Consider the following 18,081-nt stretch of genomic DNA (forward strand, 5'->3'; position numbering starts at 1 on the left):
CACGCCGGTCTTGCTGGGCCTGTTCTCGTTGGTGACGCTGCTGGCCGACCGACTCGTGCGTGGCGCAAAGCTGCCCATGCGCCAGGCCGCGTGGTACGTCAAAACCGCCCCGACATTCAGCGACGCGCTGGCTGCGGTACGAGCCCACTGGTGGCGCGCCATCGGTTTATCAACGTCCCGTTGCGAGCGCGACATCATTAAAGTACCCCGCAGCGTCTGGCGCCGCCTGCACGAGGCGGCCTGCTATGCCGCGTAATGGCCAAAGCCAAGCTACGAGTGCATCATCGAAAATGCGGTAGGCGGCTCGGGCAACGACACCACCACCGGCAACGAAGCGGACAACCGGCTTTCCGGCCAGGTGGGCAATGACCGCTCGTCGGGCCTCGGCGGTGCGGACGTGCTGACCGGCGGCACGGGCGCCGACACGCTCCACGGCGGTAAGGGCTTTGACACGCTCATCGGCGGCGCAGGCAACGACCTCTACATCGTGGACGAGTCCAGCGACGTCATCCTGGAAAGCTCCTGGGCGCCGGGCGAGACGGACACCGTGCATGCCTACGCCAGCTTCACGCTCGCGCCGGGCCTGATGGTGGAAAAGCTGAAGCTGCTGGGCAAGGGCGCCCTGAACGCCACCGGCAACGAGCTGGCCAACACCCTCACGGGCAACTGCGCAGTCCAATGTGCTCGACGGCAATGCGGGCGCCGACACGCTCATCGGCGGCACGGGCAACGACCCCTATGTCGTGTGCGAGACCACCGACGTGGTCAGGGAACAGTCCACGACCCGTGGCGAAATCAACACCGTGCGCTCGTACGTCGACTTCAAGCTGGGCCTGAACCTGGAGAACCTGCAGCTGCTCGGCCTTGCCGACCTCACGGGGACGGGCAATGCAGCGGACAACCGGCTCACGGGCAATGCCGGCGCCAACCTGCTCAGCGGCCATGCGGGCGCAGACACGCTGGACGGCGGCGCGGGGGCCGACACGCTTATCGGCGGCACGGGCAACGACACCTACGTCGTGCGCGAGGCCGCCGACGTGGTGCGCGAAGACACCACCGCGGCCAGCGAGATCGACACCGTCCTGTCTTACGTCGACTTCACGCTCACCGCGAACCTGGAGCACCTGCAGCTGCGCGGCCTGGCCGACCTGAAAGGAACCGGCAACTCACGCGCCAACGCACTGACGGGCAATGCCGGGGCGAACGTGCTCGATGGCGGCGCGGGAGCCGACACGCTGGACGGTGGCACCGGTGCCGACACGCTCGTCGGCGGTACAGGCAACGACACCTACGTGGTGCGCGATGCCGCCGACGTGGTGACGGAGAGCTCCACGAAGGCCACCGAGATCGACACCGTGCGCTCGTACGTCAACTACACGCTGGGCGCGAACCTGGAGCACCTGGAACTGCTGAGCCGTGCCGCCCTGAGCGCCACGGGCAACGGCTTGGCCAACAGCCTCACGGGCAATGCCGGGCGCAACCTGCTCAACGGGGGCGATGGCGCCGACACGCTCAATGGCGGTACGGGCATCGACACGCTCGTCGGTGGCGCGGGCGACGACCTCTACGTCGTTGACAACTTCCGGGACGTCATCATCGAGGGCGCCAATGCCGGCCGCGACACGGTGCAGTCGAGCGTGGACCACACGCTGGGTGACGGGCTGGAGAACCTGATGCTGGTCGGCGTCTGGCCTTCAAGGGCATCGGCAACGCCGCCAACAACCGGATCACCGGCAGCAACTGGGACAACGAGCTCCAGGGCGGCGCCGGCAACGACGTACTGATCGGCGGAGACGGCGCCGATCGATTGACCGGCGGCAGCGGCAAGGACCGCTTCAGCTTCACGGACTGGGACGACCTGGGCTTCGGCACGCTGTGCGACGTCATCACCGACTTCACCCGCGGCCAGGACCGGATCGATCTGTCCGCGATCGACGCCGATAGCACGTTCGCGGGCAGACCAGGCCTTCGAGCTGGTGACGACTAGCTTCGGCTCGAAGGCGGGCCAGCTGCGCTACAGCGCAGGCATCGTGTCCATCAATGCCGATGAGGACGCCGAGGCCGAGTTCCAGATCCAGCTCATCGGCAACGTGCCTGCAGCGCTGTCGGTGTCGGACTTCATGCTCTGAGAGAGCGGCTGGCGCGCGCCCGGGGCTGGCTGCTCAGGACGCGCCGGTGCCGTCGAGGAAGTCCTCCACGGCCGCCGCCACCGCCTGGGGCTGGTCGTGGTGCAGCATGTGGCCGCAGCGCGGCAGCGACACGCGGCGGTGCGGCGGCAGCGCCGCCATGCGGGCCTCGAACTCCGCGCGCGGGTAGGCCGCTCCCCAGCGCTGCAGCACCTGCGTGTCCTCGCCTTCCACCCACAGCAGCGGCGCCGTGATGCGCTGCCACGCCGCCATCACTTCCTCCTTGCGGTAGAGCACCGGGTTGACGCGCTTGTGCGCCGGGTCGGCGCGCAGCCGCCAGCGCCCGTCGCCATCGGGCTCGGCCCAGTGCCCGGCCAGCCACGCTGCCTTGTCCGCGCTCAGGAACGGGTCGTTCTTGCGCAGCCGCCGCGCCACCGCCTCCAGGTTCTCGTAGGGCATGAGCTGCGGCGGCTCCTTGAGCTCGTCGAGCCAGGTCTCCAGCCGCGAGGGCGCCTGCGCGGGACGCGTGTCCGGCATGCCGAAGCCCTCCAGATTGACCAGGCGCCGCACCCGGCGCGGGCGCACGCCGGCATAGACCATCGCCACGTTGCCGCCCAGGCTGTGGCCCAGCAGGTCCACCGGCGTGCCGGGGCACAGGGCGTCGAGCAGGGCGTCCAGGTCGCCCAGGTAGTCGGGGAACCAGTAGGCGTCGGCGCCGGGCACGGCGGTGAGACCGAAGCCGCGCCAGTCCGGCGCGATCACCCAGCGCGGCGCGGCCAGCGCGTCCGCCAGGAACTGGAAGGAGGCGCCCACGTCCATCCAGCCGTGCAGCAGCACCAGCGGCGGACGCTGCGCCGTGGCCAGCGCCGGGTCGCCCCAGCTCAGCACGTGGTAGCGCAGCTGGCGGATGTCGAGGAAGCGGCTTTCGGCGGGAACGCGGGGTTCGTAGGTGGGCGAGCTCATGTGCCGCACTCTAGGCCAGGCCCGGGTTGTGCCGGAGAGGCAGCCGCCATACGCGCTCCTAAGCTGCCCCGCCATGCAGACCGACCCTGACACCCCCCGCTCCCAGGCCACCGCGCCCGCCACGCCCGACCGCCATGCCGCGCTGGTGCAGGTCTGGCGCTGGCGCGTGCCCGCCGATTTCAACCTCGCCGAGGCCTGCTGCGGGCGCTGGGCGCGCGAGACGCCGCAAGCCGTCGCCATCCGCCAGGTGGAGGCGGACGGCACGGTGCGCAGCCTCAGCTACGCCGAGCTGCAACGCGATGCGAACCGCCTCTCGCACGCGCTGCGCCGCCTGGGCGTGGCGCGCGGGGACCGGGTGGCGATCGTGCTGCCGCAGCGCTTCGAGACGGCGGTGGCGCACGTGGCGCTGCACCAGATCGGCGCGATCGCCATGCCGCTGACCACGCTCTTCGGGCCGGAGGCGCTGGAGTTCCGGCTGCGGCACAGCGAGTCGGTGCTGGCGATCACGGACGAGGCCGGCATCGAGGCGCTGCGCAGCCTGCGCACCGCCGTGCCGGGCCTGCACACGCTGCTGGCCGTCGGCGGTGCCCAGGGCCGCGGCGAGGCGGACACGGTGGATTGGGACGCCGCGCTGGACGCCGCGCCCGAGGGCTTCGAGCGCGAAGCCACCGGCGCCGAGGACCCGGCCATCCTCATCTACACCAGCGGCACCACCGGCGCGCCCAAGGGCGCGCTGCTGCCCCAGCGGGCACTGCTGGGCAATCTCACCGGCTTCGTCGCCAGCCAGAACGGTTTCGACCTGGGCCCGCCCTGGGGGCTGCCGGCGCTGGAGGAGGGCGCCGCCGCGTCCGCCGAAGCGCCGCCGGTGCCCGGCCCGTTCTGGAGCCCGGCCGACTGGGCCTGGACCGGCGGGCTGATGGACGTGCTGCTGCCCACGCTGTTCTTCGGCCGCGAGGTGCTGGCCTACCGCGGGCGCTTCGACCCCGTGCGCGCCTTTGAGCTGCTGCAGGCGCACGGCGTGACGCACAGCTTCCTGTTCCCCACGGCGCTGAAGGCCATGATGAAGGCGGTGCCGCGCCCGCGCGAGCGTTTCGACTTGCGCCTGCGTGGGCTGATGAGCGCGGGCGAGGCCGTCGGCGACGCTGTCTTCAGCTGGTGCCGCGACAAGGTGGGCGTGGTGGTCAACGAGATGTTCGGCCAGACCGAGGTGAACTACATCGTGGGCAACTGCGCCACGCCGGCCACGGCCGACGGCCGCCCGGCGCAGGGCTGGCCGGCGCGGCCCGGCAGCATGGGGCGGGGCTATCCGGGGCACCGGGTGGCGGTGATCGACGACGGCGGGAACGTGTGCCCGCCGGGCGTGGTGGGCGACGTGGCGCTGCACCGGCTGGACGTGCACGGCGAGCCGGACCCGATCTTCTTCCTGGGCTACTGGCGCAACGAGGACGCCACGCGCGCCAAGTTCACCGGCGACCCGGCGGACAGCTGGTGTCGCACCGGCGACATGGCGGAGATGGATGCCGAGGGCTACCTCTGGTATCGCGGCCGCAGCGATGACATGTTCAAGGCGGCGGGCTACCGCATCGGCCCGGGCGAGATCGAGAACTGCCTGCTGAAGCACCCGGCAGTGGCCAATGCCGCGGTGGTGCCCAAGCCGGACCCCGAGCGCGGCGCGCTGGTGAAGGCCTACGTGGTGCTGGCTCCCGGCTTTCACGGCGACGCGGCGCTGGTGGAAGAGCTGCGGCAGCACGTGCGCGGGCGGCTGGCGCCTTACGAATACCCGAAGGAGATCGAGTTCATCGAGCAACTGCCGATGACGACGACGGGGAAGGTGCAGAGGAAGGTGTTGAGGGAACAGGAAGTGGAGCGCGCTCAGGGCCGCCCACAGGGCTGAAGCGCCGGGTCGCTGCCCGGCACGGCATAGGCTGTCTCCTCGTTCCCACGTCCAGGGTCTTTCCGCGCTGGCCGGCGATGGGCATGGCGGATGCCCGCCTTCCAGCGCCGGCCGGTCGCGCAGGTTCTCCTGCGCGCCGCGCCGGCCATTCCGACAAGGAGGCCCGACCATGGACGACCAACAGCAGCGCGGCCCGCAGGACGCGCAGATGCAGCAACAGGGTGAGCCCTCGCCCCAGCAGGGCGGCGGCCAACAGCAGGGCAGCCAGCAGTCGCAGTTCAGCGCGTCCTCGCCGCAGCAGGGCGGCGCTTCGGGCGGCCCCTCGCCCGGCGGCGGCAGCAGCGGCGGCGGCGCGCAGCAGGGAAGTACCGGCGCCGACGACGCCACCCGCCGCGGCGGCAATCCCTACACCGATTTCTTCACCCGCCGCGGCACCAGCCCCATGGACTTGCTCAAGCGGCTCGACGAGGACGTGGACCGCCTCTTCCACCAGTTCGTCGGCGGCGGGCGCGAGTTGCTGCGCAACCGCCTGCGTGACCGCGGCGGCATGGACGCCTCGGCGGACATGGGCACTGGATCCGCCGCCGGCAGCAGCGGCGGCACCGATGAGCGCCAGACCGAGGCCGCCGGCGGCGCATCCTCGGCCAGCGGCGCCGTGTCGCCCATGTTCGCCTCGGGCTGGCTGCCGGAGGTCGAGGTGAGCGAGCGCAATGGAAAGCTCCTCGTCCACGTCGACCTGCCGGGCCTGTCGCGCGAAGACCTGCAGATCCATTTCGACAGCGACCAGCTCGTGCTCCAGGGCGAGCGCCGCAGCACCCGCACCACCAGCCAGCCTGGCGGCTACTACCGCACCGAGCGCACCTACGGACAGTTCAGCCGCGTCATCCCGCTGCCCGAGGGCGTCAACCCCGACACCGCCCAGGCCAGCTTCCACAACGGCGTGCTGGAGATCTCCTTCGACATGCCGGTGCGCCACAACCACACGCGGCAGATCCCGATCGGCGAGGGCGGCGTGGGCACCGGGGCCGCCATGGGCACCGCCGACAGCACCGGCTCGACCAAGGGCAGCGGCACCTCCAGCGCCGCCGGCAGCGAGACCGGGCCGTAGCGCCGATTTGCCTGGGGCGGGCGGGCCGCGGCGGCCCACTCCAGGCTTCACCCCGCAAACCGATGGTGATGCACACTCATGTCCATGCTTGACACCATCCAACTGGGCCGCAGCGAGCTGCGCGTCACGCCCATCTGCCTGGGCACCATGACCTTCGGCGAGCAGGTGGACGAGGCCACCAGCCATCGCATCCTGGACCGCGCACTGGAGCGCGGCGTCAACTTCATCGACACGGCGGAGATGTACCCCGTGCCGCCCAGCGCGCAGCGCTACGGCGAGACGGAGCGCATCCTGGGCTCCTGGTTCAAGAGCCGTCCCGGCGTGCGCCAGCGCACGGTGCTGGCCACCAAGGTGGCCGGGCCCTCGCGCTATGACTGGATCGGCGGCGGCATGCCGGACCTGCGCCCCGAGCGCATCGTCGAGGCCTGCGATCACAGCCTGCAGCGCCTGGGCGTGGAGTGCATCGACCTCTACCAGATCCACTGGCCCGCGCGCCACGTGCCGGCCTTCGGCGGCGTGTACTTCGAGCCCTCCAAGCTGCGGCCCGTCACCGGCATCGAGGCGCAGCTGCAGGCGCTGGAGCGCCTAGTACGCGCCGGCAAGGTGCGCGCCATCGGCCTGTCCAACGAGACGCCCTGGGGCGTGGCGGAGTTCGTGCGCATCGCCGAGCAGATGGGGCTGCCGCGCATCGCCACGGTCCAGAACCCGTACTGCCTCGTCAACCGCGTGGTGGACAACGGCCTGGACGAGGCGCTCCACCACGCGCAGGTCTCGCTGCTGGCCTACTCGCCGCTGGGCTTCGGGCTGCTGACCGGCAAGTACGACCAGCGCGGCTTCAACGACGTGGACAACCCCGGCCGGCTGGCGCAGTTCGAGTCCATGAAGCAGCAGCGCTGGGGCCGCATCGAGGCGCTGCAGGCCGCGCGCCACTACAACGCGCTGGCGCGCGCCAACGGCCTCACGCCCACGCGGCTGGCGCTGGCCTGGTGCTACCGCAACTGGCGCGTGGCCAGCACCATCCTCGGCGTCACCAGCGTGGCGCAGCTCGACGAGAACCTGGACGCCTGGGACACGCAGCTCTCGCCGGAGTTGCTCAAGGTCATCGACGACATCCGCTGGTCGCACCGCGACCCGGCGCAGTGAGCACGGGACGACAAGAACAAAGATGGCGAAGAAGGACAAGCACGTCAGCGAGACGCCCGCCACCCAGTTCCTGCGCCGCCACGGCGTGAGCTTCACCGAGCACCTGTACGAGTACGTGGACCACGGCGGCACCGCCGAGTCCTCGCGCCAGCTCGGGGTGGACGAGCACAGCGTGGTCAAGACGCTGGTGATGCAGGACGAGCGCGCACAGCCGCTGATCGTGCTCATGCACGGCGACCGCCAGGTCAGCACCAAGGCGCTGGCGCGCGAGATCGGCGTCAAGAGCGTGGAGCCCTGCAAGCCCGAGGTGGCGCAGCGCCACAGCGGCTACCTGGTGGGCGGCACCTCGCCCTTCGGCACCAAGAAGGCGATGCCGGTGTTCGTGGAAGCCAGCGTCCTGGCGCTGGAAAAGATCTGCATCAACGGCGGCAAGCGCGGCTACCTGGTCGGCATCGACCCAAAGCTGCTCAGCACGCTGGTGGATGCGAAGCCGGTGCACTGCGCGCTGTAGCGCGTGCCCGGCCTGCGAAATGAAAAAGGCGGCTCTGGGCCGCCTTTCCGTTTCCATTCCAAGTTTCAAGTCGGAAGTGAACGATCCCCGTTCGCCCTGAGCTCGTCGAAGGGCCTGTAGGCTGGCTGTGCCGGGGCTTCGGCAGGCTCAGCCCGAACGGGTTTTATTCCCGTGCCAACGAAGAGCTGGAATCAAGCCGTCCCGATCCCGCTCACCCCGCCGGCCTGCCTGCCACCGCCGTCCTCATCGCCGGCGGGCGTCTCGGGCGCGAGGCGGAAGCCCACCTTGAGTGTGACCTGGTAGTGGCCGACGCGGCCGTCGACCACGTGGCCGCGCGTTTCCACCACCTCGAACCAGTCGATGTGGCGCACCGTGAGCGCGGCGGTTTCAATGGCGTTGCGGATCGCATCGTCGGTGCTGGTGGTGGAGGACCCCACCAGGTCGATGAGCTTGTAGACGTGTTCGGACATGGCTTTTTCTCCTTGGCCGCGCCTCGCTCCTCGACGGTCCCGCGACGGCAGGCGCCGGCGGCGCGGCTTGCCTGTGGGGCAAGCCGCCTGCCGGGGCCGTCCGGCCCAGGTCCGGTAAAGGGGGAGGGCGCGCTCAGGCAGGCTGGCTGCGCGGATCACCGCGCCGCTCGGCGCGCGGGCGCATCCAGGGCCGCGCCGCCATCTGCCGGTCCTGCAGCCGCGACAGCAGCGCCAGCGCCAGCACCGCGCCCAGCAGCGCCATGAGCATGTCGGCCTGGCTGTCGCCCAGGTCACCCTGCATGCCCATGAAGTCCTGCAAGGGCTGCTGGAAGAACAGTGCCAGGCGCCATTGCAGGATCTCGTAGCACGCGCTCAGCGCCAGCGCCACGCTGGCCGCGAGCACGGCGGCCGCGCCCCGATGCGTCACCCAGCCGCGGCACAGCAGCAACTCACGCACCACCATCGCCGGCACGAAGCCCTGCAGGAAGTGGCCCAGCCGGTCGTAGGGGTTGCGCGAGAGCCCCAGCACATCCTCCACCCAGAAGCCCAGCGGCACGCGCTGGAAGCTGTAGGCCGCGCCGGTGAGCACCACCAGCGCGAACAGCGTCAGCAGCAGGTAGCTCAGCGGCGTCAGCGCGAAGCGCCGGTGGCTCAGCACCAGCAGCGCCCCGACCCCGACCACCGGCGCGGCCTCTGCCAGCCAGCCGATGCGGTCGTAGGGCTGCAGCCCCGAGATGATCAGCGCCAGCCCCACCGCCAGCGCGCAGGCGGCGGGCAAAGGACTGGTCAGCGAGGGGGCGCGGCTGGAATACTGCATGGCGGGTGTCTCCAGAAGTCGGTCTGTGCCATTCTGTCAACCCCCTGAGCATTCCAGGTGCCCACCCCGGGTGGGTGTCCGATCAGTGTCCGCCCAGGCGCTTGTGCAGCTGCTTCAGGAACCACCACACGCCGCCGACCACCGGGGCCACGGCCAAGCCCACTACCACGTCGGCCGGCGGCATGACCGCGGCCAGCGCCGGCACGCCCTTGGCCGCCTTGGCCAGGTAGCCCACCAGCCCCAGCGCGTAGTAGCTGATGGCCACCACCGACAGGCCTTCCACCGTTTGCTGCAGCCGCAGCTGCAATTGCTGGCGGTGGGCGAAGAGCTTGAACACCTCCTGGTTGGTCGCCTCGCGCTGCACCTCCACGCGCACGCGCGCCAAGCTGACAGCGCGGTTGATGCGGTCGGCCACGTCGGTGAGCCGCGCGTCGGTGCTCTCGCACAGCGCCATGGCCGGCGCGAAGCGGCGGCCGAAGAAGCCCGAGAGCGTCTGCGTGCCCTCAATGCGGCGCTCGCGCAGGTCCGCCAGGCGGCGCTGCACGATCTGGTGGTACGCCCGCGTGGCCGAGAAGCGGTAACGCGTGCGCGCCGCGCCGTGTTCGATCTCGGCGGCCAGCTTGGTCAGCGTCTCGAACGCGGCGGCGTCGTCGAGCTGGTCGTCGTTGGCCATGGCGTCCACGGTGCGCTGCAGCGTGCGCTCCAGGCTCGCCAGCGCCGCCGCTTCCTTTTGCGCCACCGGGAAGCCCAGCATGGCCAGCATCCGGTAGGTCTCGATCTCGCACAGCCGCTGCGCCTCGCGCGCGGCCTGGTCAGTGGGCAGCCCCATGTCCAGCAGCACGAAGCGCGTGAAACCGTCGCCGCGCAGGCGCAGGTCGGTGAAGACCACGCCCTGGCCGTCGGCGATCACGGCGCCCAGCAGCGGCGCGCCGTCCTCGCACAGGTGGCCGCTGCAGCTGCCCAGCGCGGTGGAGATGCGCCGGCGCAGCCGCGGCAGGCTGTCCTCGTCGGCCTGCAGCAGCAGCACGTGGGCCGCGGCGATCATGGGTGAGCCTTCGGGCGGCGCCAGCGCGCGCACGAAGGACGCGGGCAGCAGCTCGGTGGCCGCAGCGTGTTCCAGCAGGTCGTCCAGCGCGCCGTCCTCGGGTGTGCCGCCGGGCAGGTGCAGCGGGCGGTTGACCTGCCAGCTCACGAACTCCCCGTGGCGCTCGAAGCGCATCTCGAAGCGCGGCGTGCGCAGCACGTGGTGCCGCGCCTGCGGCGGCGGCTCGGGCTCGCCGCAGGCGCGGCACAGCTCGGCCAGCGCCCCTTCCGCCAGCGACGCGCTCATGCCCCACTGGGCCCAGGACGACACCACGCTGGGCGTGCGTACCGGCAGCGCCGGGCGCGCATGCAGCTCGCCGTGGAGCTCGGTGTGGCTGCGCGGCAGCCAGGCGGCGGGGACCTGCGCGCTCGATGCGGGCGAGGCGGGCAAAGACTCGGTCAAGGTGTTCATGCGCTTCAAGGGACTGCCAGCGTGCCAATGTAATGGGCGTGCCTGACCGGCTCCCGACGATCCTTGTCAAGAGGACGCACCAGGGCGACGCTTACACTGGCAGGCTCTTAACTGCCTGCGCACTGCAACCGAGGGACATGGAGCTGTTGGCTAGCCTGCTGGCATTGGTGGGCGCGTACCTGTTGGGGTCGCTGTCCTTTGCCGTGATCGTGAGCCGGCTCATGGGCCTGTCGGACCCGCGCAGCTACGGATCGAAGAACCCCGGGGCCACCAACGTGCTGCGCTCGGGCAACCGCAAGGCCGCGGCGCTGACGCTGCTGTTCGACGCGCTCAAGGGCACTGCCGCGGTGCTCATCGTCCAGGCCCTGGCGCCGCGCCTGGGCTTCTCGGACACCACCGTCGCCTTCGCCGGCCTGGCGGCCTTCCTCGGCCACCTCTGGCCGGTGTACTTCCACTTCAAGGGTGGCAAGGGCGTGGCCACGGCGCTGGGCGTGCTGCTGACGCTCAACCCGCTGCTGGGCCTGACGACGCTAGCGACCTGGCTGGTCATCGCCTACTTCTTCCGCTACTCGTCGCTGGCGGCCATCGTCGCGGCGCTGTTCGCCCCGTTCTACGAGCTGCTGATCTGGGGCGCGAGCCCCACGGCGCTGGCCGTCGCGGTGATGGGGCTGCTGCTGGTCTGGCGCCACAGCGGCAACATCAAGAAGCTGATGGCCGGCACCGAGAGCCGAATCGGCCAGAAGGCCGCCGCCCCGGGAGCGCATGCCGCGCCCGGACACCACCCCGGCCCGGCGCACCACTCCCACGCGCCGGGCAACAAGCACCGCAACAAGCACAAAGGAGCGAAGTGATGGTCCAACGCTACGACGTCGGTTCCCGCCTGTCGGAGATGGCTGTGCACAACGGCACCGTGTACCTGGCCGGCCAGGTGCCCACCGACGCCACCCAGGACATCGCCGGCCAGACCCGCCAGGTGCTGGACCAGATCGACGCGCTGCTGGCGCGCGCCCACACCGACAAGAGCCGCCTGCTGATGGTGCAGATCTTCCTGGCGGACCTGGCCGACTTTCCCGGCATGAACGCCGTCTACGACCAGTGGGTGGCCGAAGGCAACGCGCCCCCGCGCGCCACGGTGCAGGCCCAGCTCGCCAACCCGGCGTGGAAGATCGAGATCGTGGCGACGGCCGCGCTCTGAGCCGCCGGCTTCCCCGCTGAATGAGCAACGGCCGCCCGATGGGCGGCCGTTTTCGTTTCGCGGCCCGGCCGCCTGGGTCAGAAATCCAGCCCCAGCTCCGACGCATCCCCCCGCCCTTGCCGCACCAGCACGGGCTCGTCGCCGGAGAGGTCGATCACGGTGGTGGGCGCCATCGGGCAGGCGCCCGCGTCCAGCACGGCCTCGACCTGCTTCTGCAGCCGATCGCGGATCTCCTCCGGGTCGTTCAGCGGATCCTCGTCGCCGGGCAGGATCAGCGTGGTCGCCAGCAGCGGCTGGCCCAGCTGCTCCAGCAGCGCCTGCGTCACGCGGTGCTCGGGCACGCGCAGGCCGATGGTGCGGCGCGAGGGATGGCTCAGCCGGCGCGGCACCTCCTTGGTCGCTTCCAGGATGAAGGTGAAGGGCCCCGGCGTGGCCAGTTTTAGCAGCCGGTACTGCTGGTTGTCGACCCGGGCATAGCTGGCAAGCTCGGAGAGGTCGCGGCACAGCAGCGTGAGGTGGTGCTTCTCGTCCACCTGCCGGATGCGGCGCAGCTTCTCCGCCGCCGCCTTGTCGTCCAGGTGGCACACCAGCGCGTAGCTGGAGTCGGTGGGCACGGCGCAGACGCCGCCGCCGTGCAGCATCTGCGCCGCCTGCTTCAGCAGCCGCGGCTGCGGGTTCTCGGGGTGGAGCTCGAAGTATTGGGACATGCTTTTCTTGTGGATCCCGTTCGGGCCGGCCCCGCGGCAGCTCCCTGCCGGGCTTGCCGATGGTCCCTGGCGAACGGAGGGTGGGTCGTCAGGGCGTGTGCACCCGCTCGGCCAGCATCTCCCACACCGGGATCAGCTTGGATGGGAGCAGCGGCAGGGTGCCGAGGTCGGTGTGGCTCTCGTCGGGGCTGTGGAAATCGCTGCCGCGCGAGGCGTAGAACCCGAACTCCAGCGCCAAGTCGGCGTACCTGCCGTACTCCTCGGGGCGGTGGCTGCCGGTGATCACCTCCACCCCCTCGCCGCCAAGCGCCTTGAAATCGCTGAAGAAGGCATGCTCTTCCAGCGGCGTGAAGTGGTAGCGCCCAGGATGCGCAATGACGGCCATGCCGCCGGCGCCGCGCACCCAGCGCACCGCGTCGGCCAGCGCCGCCCAGCGGTGCGGCACGAAGCCGGGCTTGCCCTCGGCCAGGTAGTGGCGGAACACCTCCGGCGTGCTGGCGCACACGCCGGTCTCCACCAGGAAGCGGGCGAAGTGCGTGCGCGAGACCAGCTCGGGGTTGCCCGCGTACTTCAGCGCGCCCTCGTAGGCGCCTTCGATCCCCACCGCCGCCAGCGCCTGCGCCATCTCGCGCGCGCGCTGGCCGCGCCCGCCGCGCGTGGCCGCCAGGCCCTGGCGCAGCGCCGGGTCGTCGATGTCGAAGCCCAGCCCGACGATGTGCACCGTCTTGCCGGCAAATGTCACCGAGATCTCCACGCCGCTGAGGAATGGCATCCCCAGCTCCAGCGCCGCGCGGCGCGCGCGATGCTGGCCGCCGATCTCGTCGTGGTCCGTGAGGGACCACAGCTGCACGCCGTTGGCGTGCGCCCGGGCCGCCACGCTTTCCGGACTCAGCGTGCCGTCGGACACGTCGGAGTGGCAGTGCAGGTCGGCATTGAGTGCAAAGGCTTCAATCACTGGGAGATTGTAGGCAGTGGGGGTCTTCCCCAACTTACGCGGCCTTGCGCGGCGAAGGGCGCCCCAGCCGCGACCGGGGCGCCCGAGCGGCGCCTCAGCGCTGCACCCGCAGGATCTGGCCGTTGTCCTCGTCCGTGAGCAGGTACAGCCAGCCGTCGGGCCCCTGGCGCACATCGCGCAGCCGCTTGCCCAGGTCGCCGAACAGCCGCTCGCGGCCGGTGATGGTGGTGCCGCTGACGGTGATCCGCCACAGCGCCTGGTCCTTCAGCGCCGCCACGAACAGGCTGCCCTGCCACTCGGGGAACTTGTCGCCCGTGTAGAAGCTGATGCCTCCCGGCGCGATGGAGGTCGGCACCCACCAGCTCAGCGGCTGCTGCAGGCCCGGCGCCGAGGTGGCGCCGCCCACCGGGGTGCAGCTGTCCACCGGCGTGGAGCCGTACTCGCAGCCGTAGGAGATCAGCGGCCAGCCGTAGTTCAGGCCCGGCTGCACGATGTTGATCTCGTCGCCGCCCTGCGGGCCGTGCTCGGCTTCCCAGAGCACGCCAGTGCCGGGCTGGAAGGCCAGCCCCTGCGGGTTGCGGTGGCCGATGCTCCACATCTCCGGCGCGCCGCCGCCCGCCGCGTAGGGGTTGCCCGCCGCCGGCGTGCCGTCGGTGGTGATGCGGGCGATCTTGCCGATGCCCTTGGTGGGGTCCTGCGCCAGGTCGCGGGCGCTGGCCTCGAAGCGGTCGCCCAGCGTCACCAGCAGCGCGCCGCTGGCGTCGAACAGCAGCCGCCCGCCGTAGTTGCGCTCCCCGGTGATCTTGGGCACCTGGCGGTAGATCTGGCTTCCGTTGACGAGGCTGCTCATGTCCTCCGAAAGCTCGGCGCGCCACACCGCCAAGCCGTTGGCGTCGGCGTTGCCCTCCACGTAGCTGAGGTAGACGCGCCGGTTGGTGGCGAAGCCCGGGTCCAGCACCACGTCGAACAGCCCGGCCTGCAGCGGCGGGTCCGCCTTCTGGTTGCTGATGAAGATCCCTGCCGGCAGCCCGCTGATGGGCGTGGACAGCACGGCGCCGTCGGCGCTGAGGCGGCGCAGCCGGCCCGCCCGCTCCGTCACCAGCATCGAGCCGTCCGGCAGGAACGCCAGGCTCCAGGGATGGTCCAGGTTGTTGCGGAACGGGGCCACCACCGCCGGCCCGGGGACGGGCGCCGGGGCTGGCGCAGGTTGTTCAGGCGCCGGAGCCGGAGTTGGGGCCGGGGCCGGAGCCGGAACCGGAACCGGAGCCGGAGCCGGAGCCGGAGCCGGAGCTTCCGGTGCGGGGGCCGGGGCGGGCACGGGCGCGGCGGGTTCCGGTGCCGGCGCCGCGGGCGTAGGTGCCGGTGCCGGTACCGGTACCGGTGCCGGCGAGGGCTCGGCCACGGGCGTGGGTGCCGCGGTGCCGGTGTCGCCGCCACCACCACCGCCGCCGCCGCAGCCGGTGGTGGCCAGGGCCACCACCACGGCGGCGCTCCAGAGCCACTGCACGCGCCGGGGCAGCGCAGAAGTCGGTGCGCCGGCATCGGCGCACGCCGGGGCGCGGGGGCAGTCCAGGAGATGGGAAGTCTGGGTTTTCATGGTGTTTCCTCCTCTCAGCGTGCGATGCGCAAGATGCGGCCGTTGTCCTCGTCGGTGAGGATCAGCAGGGAGCCGTCGGGTGCCTGGCGCACATGGCGGAAACGCCTTCCCATGTTGTCCAGCATGCGGGTGCGCGACACCACGCGGCGGCCGTCGAGCACCACGCGCCACAGCTCCTTGCCGCCCAGGCAGGCGATGAACAGGTGGTTCTTCCACTCGGGGAACATGCTGCCGTCGCAGAAGACGATGCCGCTGGGCGCGATGCGCACGCGGCCCCACTGCGTCACCGGCTGGTCCAGGCCGGGGGCCGAGGTCTGGCCGCCCACCACGGTGCAGGTGGCGGGCGGCGTGCCGTATTCGCAGCCGTAGGAAATTCGGGGCCAGCCGTAGTTGTGGCCGCGCTGGATGATGTTGAGCTCGTCGCCGCCCTGCGGGCCGTGCTCAGTGCTCCAGATCTCGCCGGTGGCCGGATGCAGCGCCAAGCCCTGCGGATTGCGGTGCCCCAGCGACCAGATCTCCGGCTTGGCGCCGGCGCGGCCGACGAAGGGGTTGTCGGTGGGCACGCTGCCGTTGCGGTTGACGCGCAGGATCTTGCCCAGGTGGCTGCCCAGTGCCTGGGCCTGGTCGCGCAGCGAATCGGCGCGGCCTTCGCCTACCGAGATGAAGAGCTTGTTGTTCGGCGCCAGCAGCAGCCGCGAGCCGTAGTGGAAGCGGCTCACCTTCACCGGGTACTTGAAGGAGGAGCGGAAGATCACGGTGAAGTCCCGCAGCGCGGTGCCCACCAGCCGCGCCCGCGCCACCGCCGTGCCGGCGCGGTTGTACTCGCCGCCCGAGCCGCGCTCGGCGTAGCTGAGGTAGACCCAGATGTCGCCGCCCACGGACTCCGCTTGCACGTCGAGCAGGCCGCCGTGGCCGGTGGTCTGCAGCCGCGCGGTGGGAACGCCACTGACGGTGGACATGCGGCTGCCGTCCGGGCTCAACAGGCGCAGCCGGCCTACCTTCTCCGTCACCAGCATGCGGCGGTCGGGCAGGAAGGCCAGGCCCCAGGGCTGATTCAGCCCCGTGTGCAGCGTCTGCGTTTCCGGCAGCGCCTCGGCGTACTCCGCCACCGCGAGGTTCTGCGCGGCCTCGGTCGCCGCGGCCTGGGCCGGCGCTTCGGTCGCGAGGTCTTCGCTCCCGCCGCCGCAGGCCGGCAGCAGCGCCGACAGCCCCGCCACACTTCCCCAGCCGGCGAACCGGTTGAGCGCCTGGCGCCGCGAACAACTCGCGGCAAGCACGGGATCACCCGCGCACTGCTGATCACGCATACGCACCTCAACGACGTTTTTCCGAACACGCTGTTCGTCCGAGGCCGCTTCGTGTGGCGGCAGGACGACATGCGTTTTCAGCAGTTGACGTGCCCAGCGTGGGGGCTTGACCAATGGACGGGAGAAGGGGCCTGTAAAGCTTGCGTTGTCACCGGCCTGCCCGGGCCGGTACGGCGTCAGAGGCTGTGAATTTTTCGTTCTGTGCCGATCAAGGTGCTGATCGGCGCGAACGAAATGGTTGGAGCCGAGATGGCGGCACGCAGGGGCGTAAAGCAGGCATGCAGCCCCTTGCAGGCAGGGCGCACGAGGGTTTTGCTGTTCATTTCGTGGTTCATACGGCCCCCAACGCTGCAGCGGACGCACCTTGGCCCAGGCCCAACAACTGCGGCGCCAGCGCCAGCGTGCGCATGAGGTTGTGCGCCAGCGCGTACAGCAGCGCGATGCAGCGCACCTTGGGCAGCCCACGCACGCCCAGGCGCTGCAGCCCGCGATTGCGCGCCTGGGCGTTGACGCATTCGGCCGTGGCTGCGCGCAGCTTGTAGACCTCCCGCGCCTCGGGCGTGCTCATGCGCACCCGCCACGCGGCTACCGCCGCGCTGTCGTCGTCCTTGGGCTCGTGCTTGTCGGGCAAGACCTCGCGGCCGTGCTCATCCTTCTTGGGCCGCGGCTCGGGCACCGGGGCCAGGACCTCGGTCTTGTCGGCCACCGCGTCGAGCTGCTCGTGCGCGGGGAAGCCCCCGTCCACCAGCCACTGCCCAGGCGTGTGGCCCAGGCGCTGCTCGACTTGCTCGACCATGGGTTGCAGCTGCGCCATGTCCGAGCCGCTGGTGCTCACGTCCACGCCCACGATCACCTGGCTGTCGCAGTCGCTGGCGAGCTGCAGGTTGTACGCCGGGCGGAACCCACCATCGGCCATCTTCATGACGCTGGCCTGCGCGTCGGTGCTCGACGCGCGGGCCTTGTTGGCCTTCTCGCCGTTCCTGCGCTTGATGGCCTCCAGCTCGGGCAGCCGATCCAGCGCGGCCTGCAGCCGCTGCTGCATCTCTTGGCGCGCGCGCTGCTGCGCCGCGGCCTGGCGGCGGCTGTACTGGCCCGGGTCGGCATCGAGCTGCGCCTTGAGCTCGCGCACGCGCTCGCGGGCGGCCTCCAGGTTGTCCTGCAGGCTGCCGCGGCGTCGGAACGACGCCGCCCCGGCGCTGGCGCGTACGCGCATGCCGTCTTGCGCCACGCGCTCGAGCCTGACGGCTCCGGCGCTCACCAGCGCGGCCAAGCTCGTGCTGAGCAACTCGTCGAATGCCACGTCGTGCGCCACGCGAAAATCCGACAGGCTGTGGTGATTGACCTGCACCCCGCCGCTGATCCAGCGATAGGCATCGTGTTGCATGACCAGCGCCGAGAGCTGCCGCGCGCTGCCCACGCCCTGCAGCGTCGCGTACAGCCACAACGCCAGCAGCAGCTCCGGCGCCAACGCGCTGCGCCCTACGCCGCCTTCTTGCACCTTGATGGCCGCGTACATCGCGCTCAAGTCTTGCTGCTGCACCCACGCCCACACCAACCGCGCGTGGTGCCCTGCGGGCAGCAGCGACTCCAGCTCCATCGCGCGCAGCTCCATCTGGCTGCGATCGGGCATCACCACGCGCGCCTTGCCCACGCGCGGCGCAGCCTTGGGTGGCTGCGCCGGGTGCAATGGCAAGTCCTCGAACAACTCACCGTGGCGGTCCTGGCGGGGGGCTTCGAGATCAGGGGCCATGGACGCTTCAACAGGCAACAAGCACTGCCGCTGCACGGATTGT

General features: G+C 71.0%; 18 protein-coding genes and 3 pseudogenes. 11 read left to right on the forward strand and 10 right to left on the reverse strand.

Features of this window, described 5'->3' with window-relative positions; translation table 11 throughout:
• From H537_RS54395 to H537_RS52800, 5 genes and pseudogenes are all read left to right on the forward strand, one after another.
• A pseudogene (locus tag H537_RS54395) lies at positions 1 to 256 on the forward strand (IS701 family transposase); the annotation flags it as partial.
• A gap of 27 nt (positions 257 to 283) precedes the next feature.
• Positions 284 to 499, forward strand: a pseudogene (locus H537_RS56745) (hypothetical protein); the annotation flags it as partial.
• 181 nt (positions 500 to 680) lie between these two features.
• On the forward strand, positions 681 to 1,784 hold the full coding sequence (locus tag H537_RS56750) for a calcium-binding protein (RefSeq protein ID WP_028998395.1): 1,104 nt from the start codon (positions 681 to 683) through the stop codon (positions 1,782 to 1,784).
• Between the two features lie 23 nt (positions 1,785 to 1,807).
• Positions 1,808 to 1,987, forward strand: a complete 180-nt coding sequence (locus tag H537_RS55575; RefSeq protein WP_028998396.1) for a M10 family metallopeptidase C-terminal domain-containing protein — start codon at positions 1,808 to 1,810, stop codon at positions 1,985 to 1,987.
• Positions 1,977 to 2,129: a hypothetical protein gene (locus tag H537_RS52800; protein WP_156901692.1), complete on the forward strand. Its 153-nt coding sequence runs from the start codon at positions 1,977 to 1,979 to the stop codon at positions 2,127 to 2,129. The genes H537_RS55575 and H537_RS52800 overlap by 11 nt, the downstream gene beginning before the upstream one ends.
• 33 nt (positions 2,130 to 2,162) lie before the next feature.
• On the opposite strand, the gene H537_RS0113880 is transcribed toward H537_RS52800, so the two are convergent.
• Positions 2,163 to 3,089: an alpha/beta fold hydrolase gene (locus tag H537_RS0113880; protein ID WP_028998397.1), complete on the reverse strand. Its 927-nt coding sequence runs from the start codon at positions 3,087 to 3,089 to the stop codon at positions 2,163 to 2,165.
• 73 nt (positions 3,090 to 3,162) lie between these two features.
• Here H537_RS0113880 and H537_RS0113885 point away from each other — a divergent pair, with 73 nt between their 5' ends.
• The 4 genes from H537_RS0113885 (at position 3,163) to ybaK (ending at position 7,745) form a co-directional block, all read left to right on the forward strand.
• Positions 3,163 to 4,983 (forward strand): acetate--CoA ligase, encoded by a 1,821-nt coding sequence (locus tag H537_RS0113885; RefSeq protein ID WP_028998398.1) that lies wholly within the window; start codon positions 3,163 to 3,165, stop codon positions 4,981 to 4,983.
• A 169-nt stretch (positions 4,984 to 5,152) separates the two neighbouring features.
• The gene (locus H537_RS49195; RefSeq protein WP_051242598.1) at positions 5,153 to 6,091 is read left to right on the forward strand and encodes an Hsp20/alpha crystallin family protein; all 939 of its coding nucleotides are present in this window, start codon (positions 5,153 to 5,155) and stop codon (positions 6,089 to 6,091) included.
• Positions 6,092 to 6,169: 78 nt separating this feature from the next.
• Positions 6,170 to 7,234 carry an aldo/keto reductase gene (locus H537_RS0113895; RefSeq protein WP_028998399.1) on the forward strand — a complete coding sequence of 355 codons (1,065 nt, stop codon included), beginning with the start codon at positions 6,170 to 6,172 and terminating at the stop codon, positions 7,232 to 7,234.
• 22 nt (positions 7,235 to 7,256) lie between these two features.
• Positions 7,257 to 7,745: a Cys-tRNA(Pro) deacylase gene (gene ybaK, locus H537_RS0113900; RefSeq protein WP_028998400.1), complete on the forward strand. Its 489-nt coding sequence runs from the start codon at positions 7,257 to 7,259 to the stop codon at positions 7,743 to 7,745.
• Positions 7,746 to 8,014: 269 nt separating this feature from the next.
• Here ybaK and H537_RS42965 read toward each other — a convergent pair.
• The 3 genes and pseudogenes from H537_RS42965 to H537_RS42970 form a co-directional block, all read right to left on the reverse strand.
• A pseudogene (locus H537_RS42965) lies at positions 8,015 to 8,215 on the reverse strand (dodecin); the annotation flags it as partial.
• Between the two features lie 133 nt (positions 8,216 to 8,348).
• Entirely contained in the window at positions 8,349 to 9,032 is a 684-nt protein-coding gene (locus H537_RS0113910) for a DUF2238 domain-containing protein (RefSeq protein ID WP_064735972.1), read from the reverse strand.
• Between the two features lie 82 nt (positions 9,033 to 9,114).
• Positions 9,115 to 10,527, reverse strand: a complete 1,413-nt coding sequence (locus tag H537_RS42970; protein ID WP_051242600.1) for a DUF3422 domain-containing protein — start codon at positions 10,525 to 10,527, stop codon at positions 9,115 to 9,117.
• Positions 10,528 to 10,664: 137 nt separating this feature from the next.
• Between H537_RS42970 and plsY the strand changes: the two genes are divergently transcribed.
• On the forward strand, positions 10,665 to 11,378 hold the full coding sequence (plsY, locus tag H537_RS0113920) for a glycerol-3-phosphate 1-O-acyltransferase PlsY (RefSeq protein WP_028998402.1): 714 nt from the start codon (positions 10,665 to 10,667) through the stop codon (positions 11,376 to 11,378).
• Positions 11,378 to 11,722 carry a RidA family protein gene (locus H537_RS0113925; RefSeq protein WP_028998403.1) on the forward strand — a complete coding sequence of 115 codons (345 nt, stop codon included), beginning with the start codon at positions 11,378 to 11,380 and terminating at the stop codon, positions 11,720 to 11,722. Before plsY ends, H537_RS0113925 begins: the two co-directional genes overlap by 1 nt.
• Before the next feature lie 77 nt (positions 11,723 to 11,799).
• Here the strand turns inward: H537_RS0113925 and H537_RS0113930 are convergent, their stop codons facing one another.
• From H537_RS0113930 to H537_RS0113950, 6 genes are all read right to left on the reverse strand, one after another.
• On the reverse strand, positions 11,800 to 12,429 hold the full coding sequence (locus tag H537_RS0113930; protein WP_028998404.1) for an L-threonylcarbamoyladenylate synthase: 630 nt from the start codon (positions 12,427 to 12,429) through the stop codon (positions 11,800 to 11,802).
• Between the two features lie 88 nt (positions 12,430 to 12,517).
• Positions 12,518 to 13,381, reverse strand: a complete 864-nt coding sequence (locus H537_RS0113935) for a 3',5'-nucleoside bisphosphate phosphatase (RefSeq protein WP_043458813.1) — start codon at positions 13,379 to 13,381, stop codon at positions 12,518 to 12,520.
• Positions 13,382 to 13,478: 97 nt separating this feature from the next.
• Positions 13,479 to 14,981: a PQQ-dependent sugar dehydrogenase gene (locus H537_RS42975; RefSeq protein WP_084150662.1), complete on the reverse strand. Its 1,503-nt coding sequence runs from the start codon at positions 14,979 to 14,981 to the stop codon at positions 13,479 to 13,481.
• Between the two features lie 14 nt (positions 14,982 to 14,995).
• Complete coding sequence (locus tag H537_RS0113945; RefSeq protein WP_064735973.1) at positions 14,996 to 16,288, reverse strand: PQQ-dependent sugar dehydrogenase; 1,293 nt, start codon at positions 16,286 to 16,288, stop codon at positions 14,996 to 14,998.
• Between the two features lie 176 nt (positions 16,289 to 16,464).
• On the reverse strand, positions 16,465 to 16,611 hold the full coding sequence (locus H537_RS52805; protein WP_156901694.1) for a hypothetical protein: 147 nt from the start codon (positions 16,609 to 16,611) through the stop codon (positions 16,465 to 16,467).
• A gap of 8 nt (positions 16,612 to 16,619) precedes the next feature.
• Positions 16,620 to 18,038 (reverse strand): IS1182 family transposase, encoded by a 1,419-nt coding sequence (locus H537_RS0113950; protein WP_084150663.1) that lies wholly within the window; start codon positions 18,036 to 18,038, stop codon positions 16,620 to 16,622.
• Positions 18,039 to 18,081: the final 43 nt, after the last annotated feature.

Source organism: Azohydromonas australica DSM 1124 (assembly GCF_000430725.1).
GTDB classification, from domain to species: domain Bacteria; phylum Pseudomonadota; class Gammaproteobacteria; order Burkholderiales; family Burkholderiaceae_C; genus Azohydromonas; species Azohydromonas australica.